Source organism: Brevibacterium spongiae (assembly GCF_026168515.1).
Lineage (GTDB): Bacteria > Actinomycetota > Actinomycetes > Actinomycetales > Brevibacteriaceae > Brevibacterium > Brevibacterium spongiae.
In genome coordinates this window covers 1,143,217-1,160,798 of sequence record NZ_CP093443.1, presented here as the reverse complement: position 1 = coordinate 1,160,798, position 17,582 = coordinate 1,143,217, and the positions used below count along the sequence as shown (strand labels likewise).

The 17,582-nt window shown below is 67.1% G+C and carries 14 protein-coding genes; 2 read left to right on the top strand and 12 right to left on the bottom strand.

The window, feature by feature from the left end:
* Positions 1-6 precede the first annotated feature (6 nt).
* Together L1F31_RS05115 and tmk are read right to left on the bottom strand one after the other, a co-directional pair.
* The gene (locus L1F31_RS05115) at positions 7-1,164 is read right to left on the bottom strand and encodes a DNA polymerase III subunit delta' (RefSeq protein ID WP_265419594.1); all 1,158 of its coding nucleotides are present in this window, start codon (positions 1,162-1,164) and stop codon (positions 7-9) included.
* A gap of 1 nt (position 1,165) precedes the next feature.
* The gene (tmk, locus tag L1F31_RS05110) at positions 1,166-4,129 is read right to left on the bottom strand and encodes a dTMP kinase (protein WP_265420395.1); all 2,964 of its coding nucleotides are present in this window, start codon (positions 4,127-4,129) and stop codon (positions 1,166-1,168) included.
* Positions 4,130-4,238: 109 nt separating this feature from the next.
* Between tmk and L1F31_RS05105 the strand changes: the two genes are divergently transcribed.
* Positions 4,239-4,994, top strand: a complete 756-nt coding sequence (locus L1F31_RS05105) for a lipoate--protein ligase family protein (RefSeq protein WP_265419593.1) — start codon at positions 4,239-4,241, stop codon at positions 4,992-4,994.
* Positions 4,995-5,025: 31 nt separating this feature from the next.
* Here L1F31_RS05105 and topA read toward each other — a convergent pair whose 3' ends face one another.
* On the bottom strand, positions 5,026-7,860 hold the full coding sequence (gene topA, locus L1F31_RS05100) for a type I DNA topoisomerase (RefSeq protein WP_265419592.1): 2,835 nt from the start codon (positions 7,858-7,860) through the stop codon (positions 5,026-5,028).
* A gap of 157 nt (positions 7,861-8,017) precedes the next feature.
* Positions 8,018-9,613 (bottom strand): class I SAM-dependent methyltransferase, encoded by a 1,596-nt coding sequence (locus L1F31_RS05095; RefSeq protein WP_265419591.1) that lies wholly within the window; start codon positions 9,611-9,613, stop codon positions 8,018-8,020.
* 34 nt (positions 9,614-9,647) lie between these two features.
* Between L1F31_RS05095 and L1F31_RS05090 the strand changes: the two genes are divergently transcribed.
* Positions 9,648-11,924, top strand: a complete 2,277-nt coding sequence (locus L1F31_RS05090) for a DEAD/DEAH box helicase (protein ID WP_265419590.1) — start codon at positions 9,648-9,650, stop codon at positions 11,922-11,924.
* 35 nt (positions 11,925-11,959) lie between these two features.
* Here L1F31_RS05090 and L1F31_RS05085 read toward each other — a convergent pair whose 3' ends face one another.
* From L1F31_RS05085 to ssd, 8 genes are all read right to left on the bottom strand, one after another.
* On the bottom strand, positions 11,960-12,277 hold the full coding sequence (locus tag L1F31_RS05085) for an Rv3654c family TadE-like protein (protein ID WP_265419589.1): 318 nt from the start codon (positions 12,275-12,277) through the stop codon (positions 11,960-11,962).
* A 28-nt stretch (positions 12,278-12,305) separates the two neighbouring features.
* Positions 12,306-12,644, bottom strand: a complete 339-nt coding sequence (locus L1F31_RS05080; protein WP_265419588.1) for a TadE family protein — start codon at positions 12,642-12,644, stop codon at positions 12,306-12,308.
* Between the two features lie 54 nt (positions 12,645-12,698).
* Complete coding sequence (locus L1F31_RS05075) at positions 12,699-12,944, bottom strand: DUF4244 domain-containing protein (RefSeq protein WP_265419587.1); 246 nt, start codon at positions 12,942-12,944, stop codon at positions 12,699-12,701.
* 181 nt (positions 12,945-13,125) lie between these two features.
* Positions 13,126-13,728, bottom strand: a complete 603-nt coding sequence (locus tag L1F31_RS05070; RefSeq protein WP_265419586.1) for a GNAT family N-acetyltransferase — start codon at positions 13,726-13,728, stop codon at positions 13,126-13,128.
* A 108-nt stretch (positions 13,729-13,836) separates the two neighbouring features.
* The gene (locus tag L1F31_RS05065) at positions 13,837-14,517 is read right to left on the bottom strand and encodes a type II secretion system F family protein (protein WP_265419585.1); all 681 of its coding nucleotides are present in this window, start codon (positions 14,515-14,517) and stop codon (positions 13,837-13,839) included.
* Positions 14,481-15,173: a type II secretion system F family protein gene (locus L1F31_RS05060; RefSeq protein WP_265419584.1), complete on the bottom strand. Its 693-nt coding sequence runs from the start codon at positions 15,171-15,173 to the stop codon at positions 14,481-14,483. Before L1F31_RS05060 ends, L1F31_RS05065 begins: the two co-directional genes overlap by 37 nt.
* The gene (locus tag L1F31_RS05055; RefSeq protein ID WP_265419583.1) at positions 15,170-16,342 is read right to left on the bottom strand and encodes a TadA family conjugal transfer-associated ATPase; all 1,173 of its coding nucleotides are present in this window, start codon (positions 16,340-16,342) and stop codon (positions 15,170-15,172) included. The genes L1F31_RS05060 and L1F31_RS05055 overlap by 4 nt, the downstream gene beginning before the upstream one ends.
* A complete protein-coding gene (ssd, locus tag L1F31_RS05050; RefSeq protein WP_265419582.1) occupies positions 16,339-17,346 on the bottom strand; it encodes a septum site-determining protein Ssd in 1,008 nt (335 codons plus the stop codon). Before ssd ends, L1F31_RS05055 begins: the two co-directional genes overlap by 4 nt.
* Between the last annotated feature and the right edge of the window lie 236 nt (positions 17,347-17,582).

The window sequence follows — 17,582 nt, the reverse complement described above, 5'->3', positions numbered from 1 at the left end:
AGCGCATCAGATCGCTCCCGTGCGGTCGGCCTGCAGCCACGGATTCGACAGCAGCACGAACGCCGCTTCGACGATGAGCACCGGGGACATGTTCGTCTGCAGACGATTCCTGGCCTCCGCGATCGCGTCGATGCGCAGCAGGGTCGTATCGGGTCCGTCCCTGTTTGCCTGCTCGGCGATGAGGTCGACCTCGCCGGCGTTGATCCACCCGTCGCGGATGCCCAACTGGTACATGAGGATGTCACGGTAGAGGCTCATCAGTTCGAGGAAGATCCTGTCGAGCTCATCGTTGCGAGCCCGCACCGACCGCCGCTTCTGCTCTTCTTCGAGCTTCCTGATCTGCGCCCTGGCAGAAGGCGGAATCGTCTTCTCCCCCTCGACACCCAATGTCGCGAGAAGCTGAGTGCGTTCGGCGGCGTTTCGCTCCTCCACCTTGGACTTTGCTGTTTCCGCCGCAGCGTCGACAATGCGTCCCGCCAAGCGGATCGTCGCCCCCACCGAGGTGAGTTTGCCGGGGATCGCCAGGACCTGTCTGCGCTCGGCATCGGCCGATTCGTTGAGAGCCAGATACTTCGCCCGCCCAATATGGTTCTGGGCCACGGCCGCCGCCCACTTCGCGCGTTCCTCGCTGACGTGGTCACGCTGCATGAGCAGCTGAGCCACGGCATCACGGGACGGGATCCGCAGTCGCACCGGGCGGCACCGTGAGCGGATGGTGGTGAGCACATCGATCGGGCTCGGCGCGCACAGCAGCCAGACTGTGCCGGGCGGCGGTTCCTCGATGGCCTTGAGCAGCACGTTCGCCGTCCGCTCCATCATGCGGTCGGCGTCCTCGATGATGACGGCCCGCCACTTCGAGTTCACCGGAGCAGACTGCGCCTTGGAGACGAGTTCACGCACCTCTTCGATCGAGATGACCGACTTCTGTGTCGACATGATCGTCAGGGACTCGTGATGGCCCGACAGCACTCTGGTGGTGACATCGTTCGACTCGGTGCCGCCGGAGATCAGTGCTGCGGCGAAAGCCCGCGCGGCATTCGACCGACCTGATCCGGGCGGGCCGGTGAACAGCCACGCATGGGTCATCGCCGCAGGATCGTCCAGGGCGTAGCTGAGCTGAGTGATGACATCGTCCTGGCCGACGAGTTCGTCGAAGACGCTCACCTCAGGATCCCTCCGGATTGTTGAAGCGACGGTTGTTGCGTTCGCGCTGCCTGCGCAGCCGCTCCCGAGCCTGCCGTTCGATCTCGGCTTGGGCCTGCAGCCTCTCACGGCTCGTCTCGCGAGCGGTGCGTGCCGGCAGCACCGTCGTCTCCGCATCATCGGAGACGACCTCGTCCTCAGGTCTCGGCTCATCGGCGGGCTCGACCCGGTCGACGACACGAGTCTCGGCTTCGTCGGGGTCGACCTGTCTCACGACTCGAGTCTCCGCCTCTTCAGCCGACTCGGTGTCGATCCGGTTCGTCGGGACGCCCTCAGCCTCGTCGCTGTCATCGATGAGTGCTTCGGGAACGAATCCGCGCGCCGGCAGAACTGTGGTCGCCGCGTCTTCATCGCTGTGTGGGCCCCGATCCGAGTCGCCCACATTCGGAACGTCATCATCGGCTGAGTCGTCCGAGCGGTGGTCGGAATCGTTGCCCAAGTCGTCGTCGGCCGATGTGGATTCGGGTCGTGTTTCCTGCACGTCCGCAGAGTTATCATCATCCGCCGAGGATGCCGGGTAGTCACGCAGGTCAGCACCGAGGTCGACGCGTTCGGTGGGGACGGCCCCGGAGGTCTCGACATCCTCATCGCTGACTGCGCTCGGGATGAATCGTCCGTCGGCCACCGGGACGAAACGCGGTCCGCGCTCATGCCGATCGTCTGCGCCTCCGGAAGCGATATCCGCTCCGTCGAAGGTGTCATCCGCGCCTTCGGAGGCAGTGTCGCCGACCGCGGCGGCGTCTGCGTCAGCGGCGGTGTCATCGGACGCTGCGGCGGCGCTCCCTGCGGCCGCGGCACCGCTCGCAGCGAATGCTGAGGACCTGTCCGATCCGTTCGCTGTCGCCGGCTGCGTGGTTTCGGCTTTCTCGGTCGCCGGCTTCGCTGACTCAGCGTTCGGGGTCTCACCGGTCTCAGCGTTGGGGGTCTCAGCCTTCGCCGGCGAGGCGGCGGCCGCCTCGGCGCTGGTGCTGGTGCTTGTGCTGGTGCGACCGACCAGAGCCTTGGGCAGCCGAGCGCGGATGGCGTCGAGGATCTGACCGGTGAGCTCATCAGCGGCAACGGACGCGTCGAGAATCACGTAGCGGTCCGGTTGCTGATGTGCCCGGGACAGGTACGTCTGCCGCACGCGCTGGTGGAACTGCTGGTTCTCCTCGTCGAGGTAGTTGCTCTCCCCGCGCTGCCCCATCCGCTCGGCGGCGACCTCGGGTTCGATGTCAAGCACGATCGTCAGGTGCGGGATCAGTCCCTGCGTTGCCCACCGGCTCAGCGCCAGGATCGTCTTCTCATCGAAGCTGCGGCCGGCAGCCTGGTAGGCGACCGTCGAATCGATGTACCGGTCGGTGATGACGATATTGCCCTCGTCCAGGTTGGGGTCGACCAGGGACGCAACATGGTGGGCACGGTCGGCGGCGAAGAGCAGTGCCTCGGTGCGGGGGCTCGGCGGGTCGGCGTCGAAGAGAACGGAACGGATCTTCGTCCCCAGCTCCGTGCCGCCGGGTTCGCGAGTGGCTTCCACGTGATAGCCGTCGTCGGCCAGGGCGCGGGAGATCCGTTTGATCTGGGTGGACTTGCCCGATCCGTCGCCGCCTTCGATGGCGATGAAGAAACCGGCGCCGAGGCGCTCGGTCGAATTTCCGAGCCCGCCAGCCGAGGCCTCCGTCTGGTTCGGTGGGCGGAACCCGTGGACGATGTCGACCGACAGGCCCTGCAGCTTGTGCGGGTCGAAGGTGAAGAGCCCGATGATCCCGGCGACGAGAGCGGCGATGCCGAAGACGAGGAACGCCACGTCGCTGGGCTCGAGCACCCAGTCGGGGCTCGACCCGACTTCGACTCGCCCTCCGAGGTCGAGGGCATTGATGATCAGTGCCACGCCGGCTCCGGCCACGGCGCCGTACCGGCGTGAGAAATCGTAGGGCTGGGCGCGCACGCCGATGCCGACAAGGAATGCGATCGCAGCCGAGAGCACGACCTTGCCGGAGAGTTCGTTGATGCTGCCGGTCGCCAGCAGCAGCACACCGGAGACGAGCAGGGCGAAGGTGGACACGCGCGGACGGGACATCCCGGGAGCGAAGGTCGGCCCCATCTCGAAGCCGATCGCCCATCCGACGAGGCAGCAGGCGATGATGAGCGCGAAACCGGCCTGGCCGTATCCGTGGCTGATCGCCGTCGGCTGGGCGAGCATGAACGTGGCTCCGAGCACGGCGAAGAGGCCGATGCACACCCAGGGGTTGGCGATCGCCTCGGCGGGTCGGGCCACCCGGGCCTTGAGTTCGGGGAACGATCCGGTCGTCGCGGTCTCCGCGTGCAGAACGCGTTCGGGGGTGAGGAAGATGATCACCGAACCGGCGGCCATGCCGACGCCCACCAGCAGGGACACCCATCCGAGGGCCTGAGTTCCGGCGGCGGATCCGCCGAGGATCTGAAAGGCACACGAGACGAAGACGAGGACTGCGGCGGGAATGCCCACACGTCGCCACGGCTTCTCGTTTCTGAACGGGTTGATGCTCATGAGCAGACCCACCACGGCACCGAGGAACAGGGCCGCGACCCAGGTCAGCCAGGCACTGGGGGCCAGGCTGAGAACGATGAGGAGGGCCGCCTCGACGATGGCGGAGACGCTCAGTGCGGTTTTGCGCACCGCCGGCGACCGGGTAGCGAAGATCTTGGTGGGAATGAAGAGACCCGCGCAGGAGAGCACGAAGACGATGAGCAGCGACAACGTGCCCATCTGATTGTCGAAGCCCCCGGCGCTGATGGATTCGCCCATCGCGGTGAAGGCGCGTCCGCCCACCGTGGCGAGGAGTCCGCTGGTCCCTGCCACCACGTAGCTGATCGCGACAAGTACGATCAGGGCTCCCCAGGCGGCGGTCTCGGTGACCAATCGGCCGGGGGCTCCGGGCAGTCGGTGTCCTGTAGTCGTCAACATGCTCACGGATCTAGACTATCGGTCCGAACTGACATATCTCTTGGAACCCGATGCGATCTGGGACAACCCGAGCCGTTCCGCACCGGTTCGATCCTCTACTCTTGTTCTCGTGCACACAGACATTCCTGCCATGACGACGGTGGCGGCAGAAGGACTGGAGCCCGTCGCCGAGCTCGCCTTCGCCCGCGTCCTCCTCAACTCGGTCAAGGCCGGCCGCCGGGGCGCGACGCTGCGGATGTACCGCCCGGCGCCGACCTTGGCGTTCGGAGCCCGCGACCGTTTTCTGCCCGGTTTCACCACGGCCATCGAGGCGGCTCGGGACCACGGTTTCACGCCTGCCCTGCGCAGCCTCGGCGGCAGGGCTGCGGCCTATCATCCGGGGTCGCTCGTCATCGATCACATCGAACCCAGCGATTCCTTCATCACGAACACCAATGCTCGGTTCACCGGTTTCGGACTCGACTACGTCGAGGTTCTGCGCGGTATCGGAGTCGATGCCCGCCTCGGCGAGATCCCCGGCGAATACTGCCCCGGCGAGCACAGCGTGAATGTGGCCGGACGGATCAAAGGCATCGGGACCGCGCAGCGGGTCGTGTCGGGAGCCTGGCTGTTCTCCTCTTCCGTTGTCGTCGAGGACCCGGATCCGATCCGTGCCGTCCTCACCGATGTCGAAGCCGCCCTCGGCGTGGAGTGGGACCCGTCCACGGGCGGGTCGATCAGTGAGATCCATCCCGAGATCACTGTCGAGGCCGTCACCGAGGCGTTCGCCGCCTACTACGCATCGGCAGATCCGGATACGCCGGACTCCCCCACCGCCGAGGAGCTGGCGGAGCTGGACGACTTCACGACCGCCCACCGCCTCTGAGACCAGCGGCGCAGGCGCGGCGGCCGTCGGCTCAGGGAGTCTTCGGCTTCGCCGTGCTCGTCTTCTTCGCCGCCGTGGTCTTGGTGGCTGTGGACTTGGACGCGGTCGTCTTCTTCGCAGCGGTGGTCTTCGACGCCGTCGACTTCGCAGCGGTCGTCTTCTTCGCGGCTGTGGTCTTCGCCGCGGTCGACTTCTTCGCAGGAGCCTTCTTGGCCGGGGCCTTCTTCGCCGGTGCCTTCTTCTTCGCCGGTCCCTTCGCCCGCTTCTCGGCCAGGAGCTCGGAAGCGCGGGTGAGGGTCATCGACTCGACGGCATCGTCCTTGCGCAGTGTCGCGTTGAACTCGCCGTCGGTGACATAGGGGCCGAAGCGACCGTCCTTGACGACGACGGGCTTCTTCGAGATCGGGTCCTCGCCGAGTTCCTTCAGCGGTGCCGCGGCACGACGGCCGCCGCGCTGCTTCGGCTCGGCGTAGATCTTCAGCGCCTCGTCGAGGGTGATGTTGAAGATCTGCTCCTCATCGGTCAGCGACCGGGAGTCAGTGCCCTTCTTCAGGTACGGTCCGTAGCGGCCGTTCTGCGCGGTGATGTCCGTGCCCTCTTCGTCCTGACCGACCACACGCGGCAGGCTGAGCAGCTTGAGCGCAGTCTCGAGGTCGATCGAATTCAGGTCCATCGACTTGAACAGCGAACCGGTGCGCGGCTTCGGCTTCTTGGCCCCGCGCTTCGGCTTCTCCTCCGGCTCGGGCAGCACCTCGGAGACGTAGGGGCCGAAACGACCGTTCTTCGCCACGATGGTGTGCCCGGTCTCCGGGTCGACGCCGAGCTCACGGTCGCCGTCGCCCTGGGATTCGATGAGTTCGGCCGCCTTGGCTGCGGTGAGCTCATCGGGTGCCAGATCGTCGGGCACCGAAACCCGCTTCGGGTCCTCGCCGTCCTTCTCCGAGGCCACTTCGAGGTAGGGACCATAGCGGCCTACGCGCAAGTTCACGCCCTCGCTGATGGCCACGGTGTTGACCTCGCGGGCGTCGATGTCGCCGAGGTCGTCGACGATCGCCTTGAGACCCTCGCGGTCCTGACCTTTGTCGCCGAAGTAGAATCCGGCCAGCCAGTCGTTGCGGTCCTCTTCGCCCATCGCGATCCGGTCGAGTTCGGATTCGAGGTCAGCGGTGAATGCATAGTCGACGAGCCCCGCGAAGTGCTCCTCGAGCAGCCGGACGACGGAGAATGCCAACCAGCTGGGCACGAGCGCATTGCCGCGGGTGGTGACATAGCCGCGGTCCTGGATGACCGAGATCGTCGCCGCGTAGGTCGAGGGTCGGCCGATGCCGAGCTCCTCGAGCTGCTTGACGAGGCTGGCTTCCGTGAAGCGCGGCGGCGGAGCGGTGGTGTGCCCATCGGCTTCGGCCTTGATGACCGACAGCGCCTGGCCCTCTTCGACCTGCGGCAGACGGGACTCGCCGGACTTCGTGTCGTACCGTGACGCGTCCTGGCCCTCCTCATAGGCGGCGAGGAACCCGCGGAAGGTGATGACGGTGCCGCTGGCGCTGAATCCGGCTTCGTGGCCGTCGGCGAGTGCTGCACTGACCTTGATGGTCGCGGTCTTGCCCTTCGCGTCGGCCATCTGGCTGGCCACGGTGCGCTTCCAGATGAGGTCGTAGAGACGGAATTCGTCACCGTTGAGCTGCTTGGACACCTGTGCCGGGGTGCGGAACGAGTCACCGGCGGGACGGATCGCCTCGTGGGCTTCCTGCGCCGATTTCTGCTTGCTCGCGTACTGGCGCGGCTTGTCCGGCACGAACTCGGGACCGTAGAGCTCGGTCACCTGTTTGCGGGCGGCGGCGATGGCCTGACCCGACAGCGCCGAGGAGTCGGTACGCATATAGGTGATGTAGCCGTGCTCGTACAGCGACTGGGCGGTGCGCATGGCCTGGCGGGCGCTCATGCGCAGCTTGCGGCCCGCTTCCTGCTGCAGCGTCGAAGTGGTGAACGGGGCGGCCGGGCGGCGGGAGTACGGCTTCGACTCCACCGCGCTCACGGTCAGCGCATCCTTGGCGCTGCCGTTGAGTTCCTTGGCGAGCGCTTCGGCCCGCGCCTGGTCGACGACCGTCGCCGAGGCGGTCTTCAGTTGGCCCTTATCGTTGAAATCACGTCCGGTGGCGACACGGGACCCGTCGAGAGTGGTGAGGTTCGCGGCGAACGGGTTCGTCCCGTCGGGCAGCCCGAGGTCGATGTCGAGGTCCCAATAGTCGGCGGACACGAAGGCCATGCGTTCGCGTTCGCGTTCGACGACGAGGCGGGTGGCCACGGATTGGACGCGGCCGGCGGAGAGTCCGGCACGGATCTTGCGCCACAGCACGGGTGAGATCTCGTAGCCGTAGAGACGGTCGAGGATGCGGCGGGTCTCCTGCGCGTCGACGAGTGAGGTGTCGATGTCGCGGGTGTTCTCCAGGGCACGTTCGATCGCTTCGGGGGTGATCTCGTGGAAGACCATGCGTTTGACGGGGATCTTCGGCTTGAGTACCTCGAGCAGATGCCAGGCGATGGCCTCTCCTTCGCGGTCCTCATCCGTTGCGAGATAGAGTTCGTCGGCGTCCTTGAGCAGTCGTTTGAGCTCGGTGACCTTCTTCTTCTTGCCCGGGTCGACCCGGTAGTAGGGGTCGAAGCCGTTGTCGACGTCGACGGCGAACTTTCCGTACGGCCCCTTCTTCATATCGGCAGGCAGCTCCGAGGGCGTGGGCAGGTCGCGGATGTGGCCGACGGAGGCCTCGACGTCATAACCGTCGCCGAGGTATCCCACAATCGTTCGCGCCTTCGTCGGAGACTCGACGATGACGAGGCGACGGGGCTTCTTCTCGGTTGTGGTCACGCTTTCACATTCCTCTCACGGCATCTGCTGCTCGCTGCAACGGACGATCCGGCCCAATGTAACACTCTTGTTCGGACATGATCGTCATCGGCTGGTTCGGCTCTGACACTGCCCGGAGCTTGCCTGGACACGGCGTCAACGGTTTTCGATCCTATCCCTATTCCCGGTTCGCCCGTGTCGGCGATCCCCCTCCGGAGTCGATGTCGGGCAACAGCACACCGGCCGCGCACAGGGCTCTGACCTGCGCGATGAGCTGATCTTCGAGGGCCGTGGCATCGACGTCGAGCAGCTGTGCAAGGGCACCTGCGGTCTGTCGCAGAGTCAGTGACCCATCGGCGACGGAGACGAACCCGGCCAGGGCCGTGTCGAGGTCGAAGACCTGCCCGAAGCCGATTCCCTGTTCCAGGGTGATCGAGCTGGGCTCGTCCTGCCCGGGCACGAAGTGTCGGTGTTCGACGAGGTCCGGTGAGCGGGTGAAGGCGGTCGCGGCGATCTCCTCGGGTCCGACCGCGGCCAGCCAGGAGCGGAGGGCGATGATCGTGGTGAGGAATTCGGCGAGTCCGTGCGGATTGTTCGCCGGCGCCGAGGTGGTCCTCACCCTGGTTCTGAATGTGTCCGTGCCAATCGTTGGCACATCGTTATCCGACCGGATCATGAGCACGTATCCGAACACGATCTCGTCCACAGCTCTGGTGTCGAAGTCATCGAGCCAGGCGGCTACGGCAGTGTTCCAGGCTGCGCCGGCGCGTGGGATGCCGCCGTCGCGGATCCATGTCTCCGCATAGGCGACCGGGTCGAGGGCTTCGCGTTCGATCACGAGGACGGAGGTGTCCTCGTCGCTCACCCAGGACTCCGGTCCCTCCTGATTCGCCGAGGTGGTCTCCCAGTTGCCGAGGCACACGCTGCGTCCGCCCAGTGTCAGGGCTGCGGGGATCTGGGAGAAAAGGGTGCGGACGAGGTCGTCACCGCTCATTCCTCCGTCCCTGTATTCAAACGTCGTGTCCGTGCTGCGTGGGGTGATGACGAACGGCGGGTTCGACACGAGCAGGTCAACCTTCTCGGTCAGCGGTTCGAGCAGTGACCCATGCCGGAATTCGATGGTGTCGATACCGTTGACTTCGGCCGACAGCCGGGCCAGGTGCAGGGCGCGGTGGGAGATGTCGGTGGCGATGACCTTCTCACTGTGCCGTGCCATCAGCAGGGCCTGGATTCCGCAGCCGGTGCCGATGTCGGCGGCCAGCCCGACCGGTTCACGTGGGGTGATGGACACGAGCGTGCGTCCGGCCCCGCCGAGGCCGAGCACGAATTCCCCGTCGAGGACGTCCGGGTTCGTCAGGGTGCCGTGATCGGCGATGAGGTAGAGGTTCTCATCGCCGGGACGGAAGCCGCGCGGGATGCCGACGGGAAGGTCGTAGGGGGTGAGCGCGAACGGGGCGGACACCTCGGTGCCTGTGATTTCGATGAGGCCCGCCTCGGCGGCGGAATCGAAGTCCGCACCGAGCACCTCACGGATCACCGCTGCGTCGACGCTGCGGTGGAAGTGGAAGAGCAGCGCCAGGCTCGCCAGCCCCCGGTCGGCGGGGCCCGACGCGTCATCGGCCAGCAGTCGGGTGCAGCGGTGGATGGCCGGTCCGGCGTTGTTGCGCACGAGCGCTTCCGAGGTCGCGGCACCCCAGAGCTGCCGCAGCCGCGGCTCAGTGTATCCGGCACGGTAGAGGGTCTCGCCCAGGCGGGTCAGCGGAAGATCAGTCACAGAAGAATCCTAGCGACTGCGCCATAATTGACTCATGGCCTCCTCCGCTCTCCTCGACATCGTCACCGCCTTCGGTGCCCGGGATGAGCGGATCGTCCACCTCCGCGACATTCCGCAGCGGTTCGAATCCGACGCGGCATGGCCGGACTGGGTCGATGACGAACTCAAGCACGCCTGCCATGCCATCGGCGTCGACTACCTGTGGCAGCACCAGCTCGAGGCCGCGAACACGGCCAGGGACGGTGGGGATGTCGTCATCGCCACGCCGACCGCCTCGGGGAAGTCCTTGGGCTTCTGGCTGCCGGTCATCGAATCCATCCAATCCACGCGGGAGAAGCTGCGCACCTCCTCGGCGATCTACATCGCCCCCACGAAGGCGCTGGCGGCCGATCAGCTGGCCAAGTTGGAGCGCTTCATCATCCGCGGCATGCGCCCGGCAGCCTATGACGGGGACACCTCGCAGGCGTCGAAGGACTGGGCCAGGCGGCACGCGAACATCATCTTCACCAATCCGGACATGCTCCACCGGTCCGTCCTGCCCCAGCATGAGCGCTTCGCCCGGATGTTCAAGAACCTGCGGTTCATCGTCATCGACGAAGCCCACCGGTACCGTGGGGTCTTCGGCTCCCACGTCGCGCTCATCCTCCGCAGGCTCCTGCGCATCGCCGCCCACTACGGGGCATCTCCTGTCGTCATCGGCGCCTCGGCGACGATGGCCGACCCGGATGCGGCGTTCGCGAAGCTCACCGGGCGACCCGCGCATGCCGTCATCGAGGATTCGTCACCGCGGGCCTCAGGCAGCTTCGCCCTGTGGGAGCCGCCGGTCTCACCGGGTGGGGACAGACGCAGCGGTCTCGTCGAAGCCGCCGATGTCATCACCGATGCGATGTGTGCGGGCTTCCGTTCGATCACGTTCATCGCCTCCCGCCGCGGCACCGAGGCGCTCGCGCAGACAGTGCGCGATCAGGTCGGGCAGGTCGATGAGTCGCTGACCGGCAAGATCGCCGCCTACCGAGGCGGCTATCTGGCCGAGGAGAGGCGCATGCTCGAAACCGCTCTGCGCTCGGGCCAGCTGCTGGCGGTGGCGTCGACGAACGCGCTCGAGCTGGGCATCGACATCTCCGGACTCGACCTCGTCATCATCTCCGGGTGGCCGGGAACCTTGGCCTCCCTGTGGCAGCAGGCCGGTCGGGCGGGCCGGGCCGGGCAGCGGTGGATGGCAGTGTTCATCGCCCGTGATGATCCGCTCGACACGTATGTCGTCCACCACCCCGAAGTCATCTTCGACTCCCCCGTCGATGCTGGGGTCATCCATCCGGGCAACCCGCATGTGCTGTCGGGGCATCTGTGTGCGGCGGCCGCCGAGGTGCCTCTGAAGTCGGCCGATCTCACGCATTTCCCGGACAATGCGCGGGAGGTCGTCGATGACCTCGTCGAGGCGAAGATGCTGCGGGCCCGACCGACAGGATGGTTCTGGGCGAAGGATCAGCCGGCGACCGACCTGTCCGATATCCGCGGCTCCGGCGGCGGTCAGTTCCGCCTCGTGGAGGCGAGCACGGGGACCCTGCTGGGCACCGTGGACGAGTCCGGGGCGCACACGGGCGCTCACCCGGGTGCGGTGTACACGCACCAGGGTGTCGACTTCACTGTCCTCGACCTCGACTTGGATGAGCACATCGTCGCCGTCGAACGCTCCGAGGTCGACTACACGACGCAGCCGCGATCGCAGACGGAGATCGAGATCGTCGACACTGATGCGCAGCGGGGACTGCCCTCGGGAGTGGCGGTGTGCAGCGGCACAGTCGACGTCAAGGATCAGGTCGTGGCGTACCGGATGCGGGCCAAACGCGGTGGGGCGATCATCGCCGAACACGAACTCGACCTGCCCGAACGCACCCTGCGGACGAAGGCCGTGTGGTGGACGATTCCGCAGACGCTGCTCGATGAGGCCGAGGTCGCCTCCGGTGATCTGCCCGGGGCGGTTCATGCCGCCGAGCATGCCTCCATCGGTCTGCTGCCCCTCTTCGCCGGCTGCGACCGGTGGGACATCGGCGGGGTCTCGACGGCGCTGCATGCGGACACGGGGATGGCCACAGTGTTCGTCTACGACGGTCTGGACGGCGGTGCCGGTTTCGCAGAACGCGGCAGCGAGGTCATCGAGGACTGGTTGGCCGCGACCCGGGATGCCATCGCCGCCTGCGAGTGCATCGACGGCTGTCCGTCGTGTGTGCAGTCACCGAAGTGCGGCAACGGCAACGATCCCTTGGAGAAGGATGCTGCGCTGCGTCTGCTGCGCGCTGTGCTCCACTGAGGGTTCTCAGCTCGTCCGGGCCGCCTGCAGGGCGACTATTTTCCGGCGACCGCCTTCTCTCTGACCTTCGGCAGAGGTCCGGGAATGTCCACATCGACGGCGACATACGCTGACTGTTCACTCAGCGAGGCCACACAGTCGCTTAGGTCCCCGCCGTTGCGTTCGGCCACCTCCTTCGCGATCTCACACGGTTCTCCGGTTGCCAGCCCGCGGACGGCATCTGCGGCGGCGAGCGCCGCCAGGTCTGCGGCGTTCTGAGCCTGACTGTGGGCGACAAACGCCTGGGACAGGCCCCCGATTGCGGTGACGAGGATGAGCACGATCGAGCAGAGTCCGACGACGATGTTCGTCATGACGGTGCGCTCCTCATGATGGCCCGCCTCATGATGGCCCGCCTCGATCCCCTTCGTACCGGGCGGTGGCGTCCGCGTCGACCTCGTCGAGGAAGAAGATCGCATCCGGCAGAGCGATGGCGACCGTCACGACCGAATAGCCGCCATCGGCTCGCACGGTCACTCGCGATGAGTCCCCGGCGTGCTTCCTCGCTTCGGCGATGACGGCGGCTTGGGGTTCGCCGCGGGCGATCTCACGGGCAGCGGACCGTGCAGCGTCGAAGGCTCGCAGCTGAGAGAATCCGATCGCGGCAGCTCCCGTGAGCACAACGACCAGGAGCACGATGGCCGGGAGGACGACAGCAAATTCCGCCGTCGCAGTTCCCATGTCGTGTTCGTCGCCAGAGTGTCGCTGACGGGAGCCTCCGCGTGCCATCTCGGTTCAGGCCCCCAGCCCGAGGGCCGACGAGATGACCCCGGTGACGAGCTCCTTGATCGGTTCGGATTTGAGGATCACGACGAGCAGCGCCGCGAATCCGCAGGCGGCCAAGGTGGTGATGGCGTATTCGGCGGTGGTCGCTCCGGTGTCGGACTCCCAGGACTGGTCGATGGCCTGGTCGTCGGTGACCGGTTCGATCCGGTCGGCAGGTGGGTCGTCGGTCTCCGGGGTCGGGATCGTGGTGGTCATGCTCTCCTCCTTGGCAGCAGACCCGTTCGCACTCTGCGAGCGGAACTTCAGCCTGGGAGGTGGGAGGCAGACGTGTCCAGACCGGAATTCGTGCCTGTGGAAACCGGTCGGCTGTCCACAGGGGAATCATGTGCGAGTGACTCGACCGTCCACAGGATTCGGTGTTGAGGTCGCGGGCTTTTCAGTTGTTGCTTGCCCAGTCGTCGCGCAGAATCGCCATGATCACTTCGTCGTGGCGGCGGCCGTTGAAGAACACGGCCTCTCGGCGACGTCCTTCCTCGACGAAGCCGGCTTTCGTATAGGAGGCGATACCGCGGGTGTTGAACGCCCAGGTCTGCAGCTCGATGCGGTTGAGTCCCAGCTGCAGGAAACCGTAGCTGACCGCCAAACGCACGGCGTCCGAACCGTAGCCGCGGCCGTGGAATTCGGGGCCGAGCACGATCGCGAGGGTCGCGGACTGGTTGATCGGATTGCGACCGTAGAGGGTGACGTGTCCGACGAATTCCTCGGTCTCGATGAGCTCGATGCTGAAGCCGACCGCCTCGCTCGAGGTGTTCGCGCTCCATTGGGAGAACTGCTCGGAGACTCCGCCTTCGGGTCGTGGGAGAACCGTATGGTTCTGCAGGACGACGATCGAGGGATCGAACCACCACTGCTCGAGGTAGGGCAGATCGTCTTCGCGCAGCGGCCGCAATCGCACGGACCGGCCGACGAAGAGCTTTTCGGCGTATTCTTCCGCCTGTTCGACAGTGGACAGCTGGTTGAAAGGTGTGACCGGTGCCATGGGTCGACCCTACCGGTCGAGTCTGAAAGCCGACTCACCACACCGCCAGGCACCGAATCCGCGCACCGACGCACAGCAGAACACAACCGTCCGGCCGAACACAGTCAGTCAGAAGAACACGGTGGTGAGGTCGGAGAGCAGGGAGATGACGACGGGCACAACCGACAGCAGCAGGAACGCCGGCAGGATGCACACGCCCAAGGGCAGCACCAGCTGCACCCCCAGGGCCGCAGCGGCTTCCTGCCTGCGGCGGCGCGACGATGCCCGCAGCTCCTTGGCCACGGATTCGATGAGCGGCGCCGGCCCGACGCCGGTGTGCTCGGAGAATTCGAAGACCTCGAGCACCGGCAGCAGCCGGTCGTCGTCGGCGAGTTTGCGGCCGCCGATCGTCATCGCCCGCCCGATCCTCTGCAGCCCCGACCGGTCCCCCGTCGCCTCGGCCGTGAGCGTGAGTGCCACGGGGATGGGCAGGCCGGAGGTCAGACAGATCGCAACGAGGTCGAGGTCGAAGGCCAGCTGATCGTCAGCGACGGCTCGGGCGGTTCTGCCACCGGACGGTCCGGGACCCGTCCGACCTGGCCGGGCATCGGAGCGCACCGGTCCTTCTCCGGTGGGGGCCGCCTCGGTGTCGGTCGGATCGTGTCCTGTGCCCCGTTCGCCGAGGAGGCTGCGCAGGCGCCGATCGGTCGACCCCGCCCACAGCAGCACTCCGATTCCGATGCAGGCTCCGATGAGCACGGGCAGCATCTCCATCACCTCTGTGCGCGGAGCATCATCGTCCGCATCCACCAGCGGCCGAGGATGTAGAGGACCACACCGGCGCCGATGCTCAGCTGCCCCGGCAGCCCGGTGACGAGTTCGAGGGGCCTGACTCCGATGAGCAGGCCCAGGCCGATGCCGATGAGCGGCAGCCAGCTGAGCACCCGCACCGTCGACTTCGGTCCGGCCATCGCGATACGGCGTTCGCGTTCGGCGTCGAGGGCGTCGCGCTGGGCTGCTGCGTAGCGCAGGATCATCTCGACCGCGGGCGCCCCGGACCTCTCGGACACCGTCCAGACTGCTGCCATTCCGGAGAGCACTTCGGCGGCGGGCCCCGGAAGGTCGGTGCTGCGGGTGGCGATGGCACGGCCGGGTTCCTCGCCGAGGCTGATCGCCCGTGAGATCGGCGTCAGAGCCGCATTCTGCCTGCTCAATGTCGTCATCACCGCCTGCGGGGTCATCCCCACCTTGAGCAGGTGGGCGCAGTTCTCCACGGCCGCGATCGCCCACAGACGTTCAGCCTGGTCATCCGGGCGGCGGCCGCCTCGGCGAAGGAATCCTCTCGCCTTCTCACCCGGATCCACCGCCTCCATAGGACGCAGAAGCTCGCGCAGCCGCGCCCCCGGATCCGAGGGTGCGGCCAGGGCGATGCCGAGCGCCACGAGGATAGCGGTGAGTAGGATCATCCGGCGGACTTCTGCTCGAGCACGGCTTCGAACCGCGCCAAGGCACGCCGATTGACGGTGCCCGTCGAGGCCGGTGAAGGGCGCCCCCATACGGGTTCCATCACTACTCCGTCGGTGCTGGTCCGGGTCGGCATCGCCAGTTCCGTCACGCCGCGGTCCGAGCCGTTCCGGCGCAGGTGGACGACGAGGTCGATGGCGGTGGAGAACTGCGAATACACGGCCTCCGGGCTCATCGTGGCGAGCGCTCCGAGCGCAGCGACCCGGCTGGGCACGGCATCGGCGGTATTCGCGTGGATGGTCGCGCAGCCGCCCTCGTGCCCGGTGTTGAGTGCCGTGAGCATGTCCCGGACCTCCGCCCCGCGGCACTCGCCGACGACGAGGCGGTCCGGGCGCATCCGCAGGGCGTTGCGGACGAGATCGGTCAGGGTCACCTCCCCGCCGCCTTCGACGTTGGCCTGGCGGGCGGCGAGTTGGACGACGTGCGGATGGGCGACGATGAGCTCCCGGGAGTCCTCGACGATGACGATGCGCTGGACGTCTTCGACGAGGGAGAGCAGGGCACCGAGGAGGACCGTCTTCCCCGTGCCGGTTCCGCCGGAGATGAGGATGTTCGCCCGCGCTGTGACCGCCTCGGTGAGCAGCGGGCTGATCTCGTCGGGGACGAAGCCTTCGGAACACAGCTGGGCGAAGGGGAATCCCGAGCGTTTGGGGACGCGGAAGGAGATTGTGGTGGTCTCGCCGGAGATCGGCGGAACGATCGCGTTCATCCTCACCCCGTCGGGCAGGCGCACATCGACATACGGGGAGGAATCGTCGAGGCGGCGTCCGCCGAGGGCCGCCAACCGCACCGCCAGTGACCGCACGTCGTCTTCGGAGCCCAAGGACAGGTCGAGCAGTCGGGGACCCTCCCCGGTGTCGGCGAAGATCTCCCGCGGTCCGTTGACGAAGACGTCGGTGGTGCCTGGGATTTCGAGCACGGACTGCAGGGGGCCTGCACCGGAGAGCTGGGCGGAGAGTCGGGTGACGAGTTCGAGCAGGGCGGCGGACCCGAGGACGCGTCCGGTGTGTTGGACCGCCTCGGCGACGGCGGCTGTGGTCACGGGACCCGGCTTGTCGAGCAGGGTCTTGCGGACGTCGGCGACGAGGGAGGCGTCAAGCCATTCGCTCATTCCACCCACTCCCCCAGCAGACGGTCGACGAGGCGGCCGAGGTGGGCGCCTCCGGGGATGCCCTCTCCGCGGTCGACGGCGGCGGAGAGTCCACGGTCGTCGCGGATGCTTCCGGCGAGGGTGAGGCCGATCGATTCGGCGAGGAGATCGGCGTCGAGGCCGCCGGCTCCGGTTTCGCGCACGACGAGGCGGACATCGGGGTGGGCGTGGGAGAGGCGTTTGGCGACTTGGGAGGAGGCGACGGCGGAGCGCACGCGCGCCGGGGAGACGAGGAGGACGTGGTGGCAGCGGCGGGTCCACTGGGGTGGGGCGTGCCGCGGCAGGTCGACGATGACGAGGTCGAAGGCCTGGCCGGCCGCGGCGAGGAAATCGTCGAAGACGTCCGGATCGAGGTCGACGGTGTCGTCACGTCCCCAGGACAGCAGTGCCAGTCCCTCGTGGCGGGGCAGAGCATCGGCCAGCGTCGAGGGGCGCAGCTGTCCGCGAGAGGCGCTGAGATCGGTCCAGCGGGGCCCGGGCACCGCCTCGGCGCCGAGGACGAGGTCGAGTCCGCCGCCGAGCGGGTCGGCGTCGACGAGCACGGTGCTGATATCGCTGCCTGCTCGCCTGGCCAGTGCGCACGCGAGCACTGAGGCCCCGGCTCCCCCGCAGCCGGCGACGACGCCGACGGTGGTGCCCGGGGCGCTCGGCGGTTCGACGGCCGCGATCATCCGTCCGCTCAGCCATTCCGCGGCTGCGGGCAGCACCGCGAGCTGGCCCACACCGAGGTGGGCGGCCTTCGCCCAGGTCGATGAGGGTTCGTCGTTGTCGAGGACGACGAGGATCGTATCGGCACGGTCGGTGGCGGGGGCTTCTCGGACGTCTTCGCCAAGGAGGATCAGCGAAGCGGACTGCCATCCTCCGGAGTCGGGTGGCAGAACGGTGAGGGCGATGCCGATGCTTTCGGCCACCCGGGCGCATTCTTCAGTGATTGCGCCGAGGTCGGTGATGAGGGCTACCTGCATGGACTGAAGCCTGACCGCAGCGGACCGATGGCGACCAGGCCGCGCCGGCCTCCTGTGGAGGCCATGACGAAGGGGCGCCCGCTGTGAGTTCGAGTCACAGGGGGCGCCCCTTCAGCACGTCCTAGGCGATGTGCCCAGGTCAGCCATGGTGGCCAGGTGGTCGGCTTCCGCGTGGTCGAGCCCGTGGTCGCCGCACGGTCCGGATGTCATCCACAGCGCAGGTGTGCGAGTGGATG

Excerpts from the sequence above, each read along its gene's own strand:
- tmk (WP_265420395.1), bottom strand. The coding sequence starts at position 4,129 with ATGTTGACGACTACAGGACACCGACTGCCCGGAGCCCCCGGCCGATTG.
- L1F31_RS05090 (WP_265419590.1), top strand. The coding sequence starts at position 9,648 with ATGGCCTCCTCCGCTCTCCTCGACATCGTCACCGCCTTCGGTGCCCGG.
- L1F31_RS05085 (WP_265419589.1), bottom strand. The coding sequence starts at position 12,277 with ATGACGAACATCGTCGTCGGACTCTGCTCGATCGTGCTCATCCTCGTC.
- L1F31_RS05080 (WP_265419588.1), bottom strand. The coding sequence starts at position 12,644 with ATGGGAACTGCGACGGCGGAATTTGCTGTCGTCCTCCCGGCCATCGTG.
- L1F31_RS05075 (WP_265419587.1), bottom strand. The coding sequence starts at position 12,944 with ATGACCACCACGATCCCGACCCCGGAGACCGACGACCCACCTGCCGAC.
- L1F31_RS05070 (WP_265419586.1), bottom strand. The coding sequence starts at position 13,728 with ATGGCACCGGTCACACCTTTCAACCAGCTGTCCACTGTCGAACAGGCG.
- L1F31_RS05060 (WP_265419584.1), bottom strand. The coding sequence starts at position 15,173 with ATGATCCTACTCACCGCTATCCTCGTGGCGCTCGGCATCGCCCTGGCC.
- L1F31_RS05055 (WP_265419583.1), bottom strand. The coding sequence starts at position 16,342 with ATGAGCGAATGGCTTGACGCCTCCCTCGTCGCCGACGTCCGCAAGACC.
- ssd (WP_265419582.1), bottom strand. The coding sequence starts at position 17,346 with ATGCAGGTAGCCCTCATCACCGACCTCGGCGCAATCACTGAAGAATGC.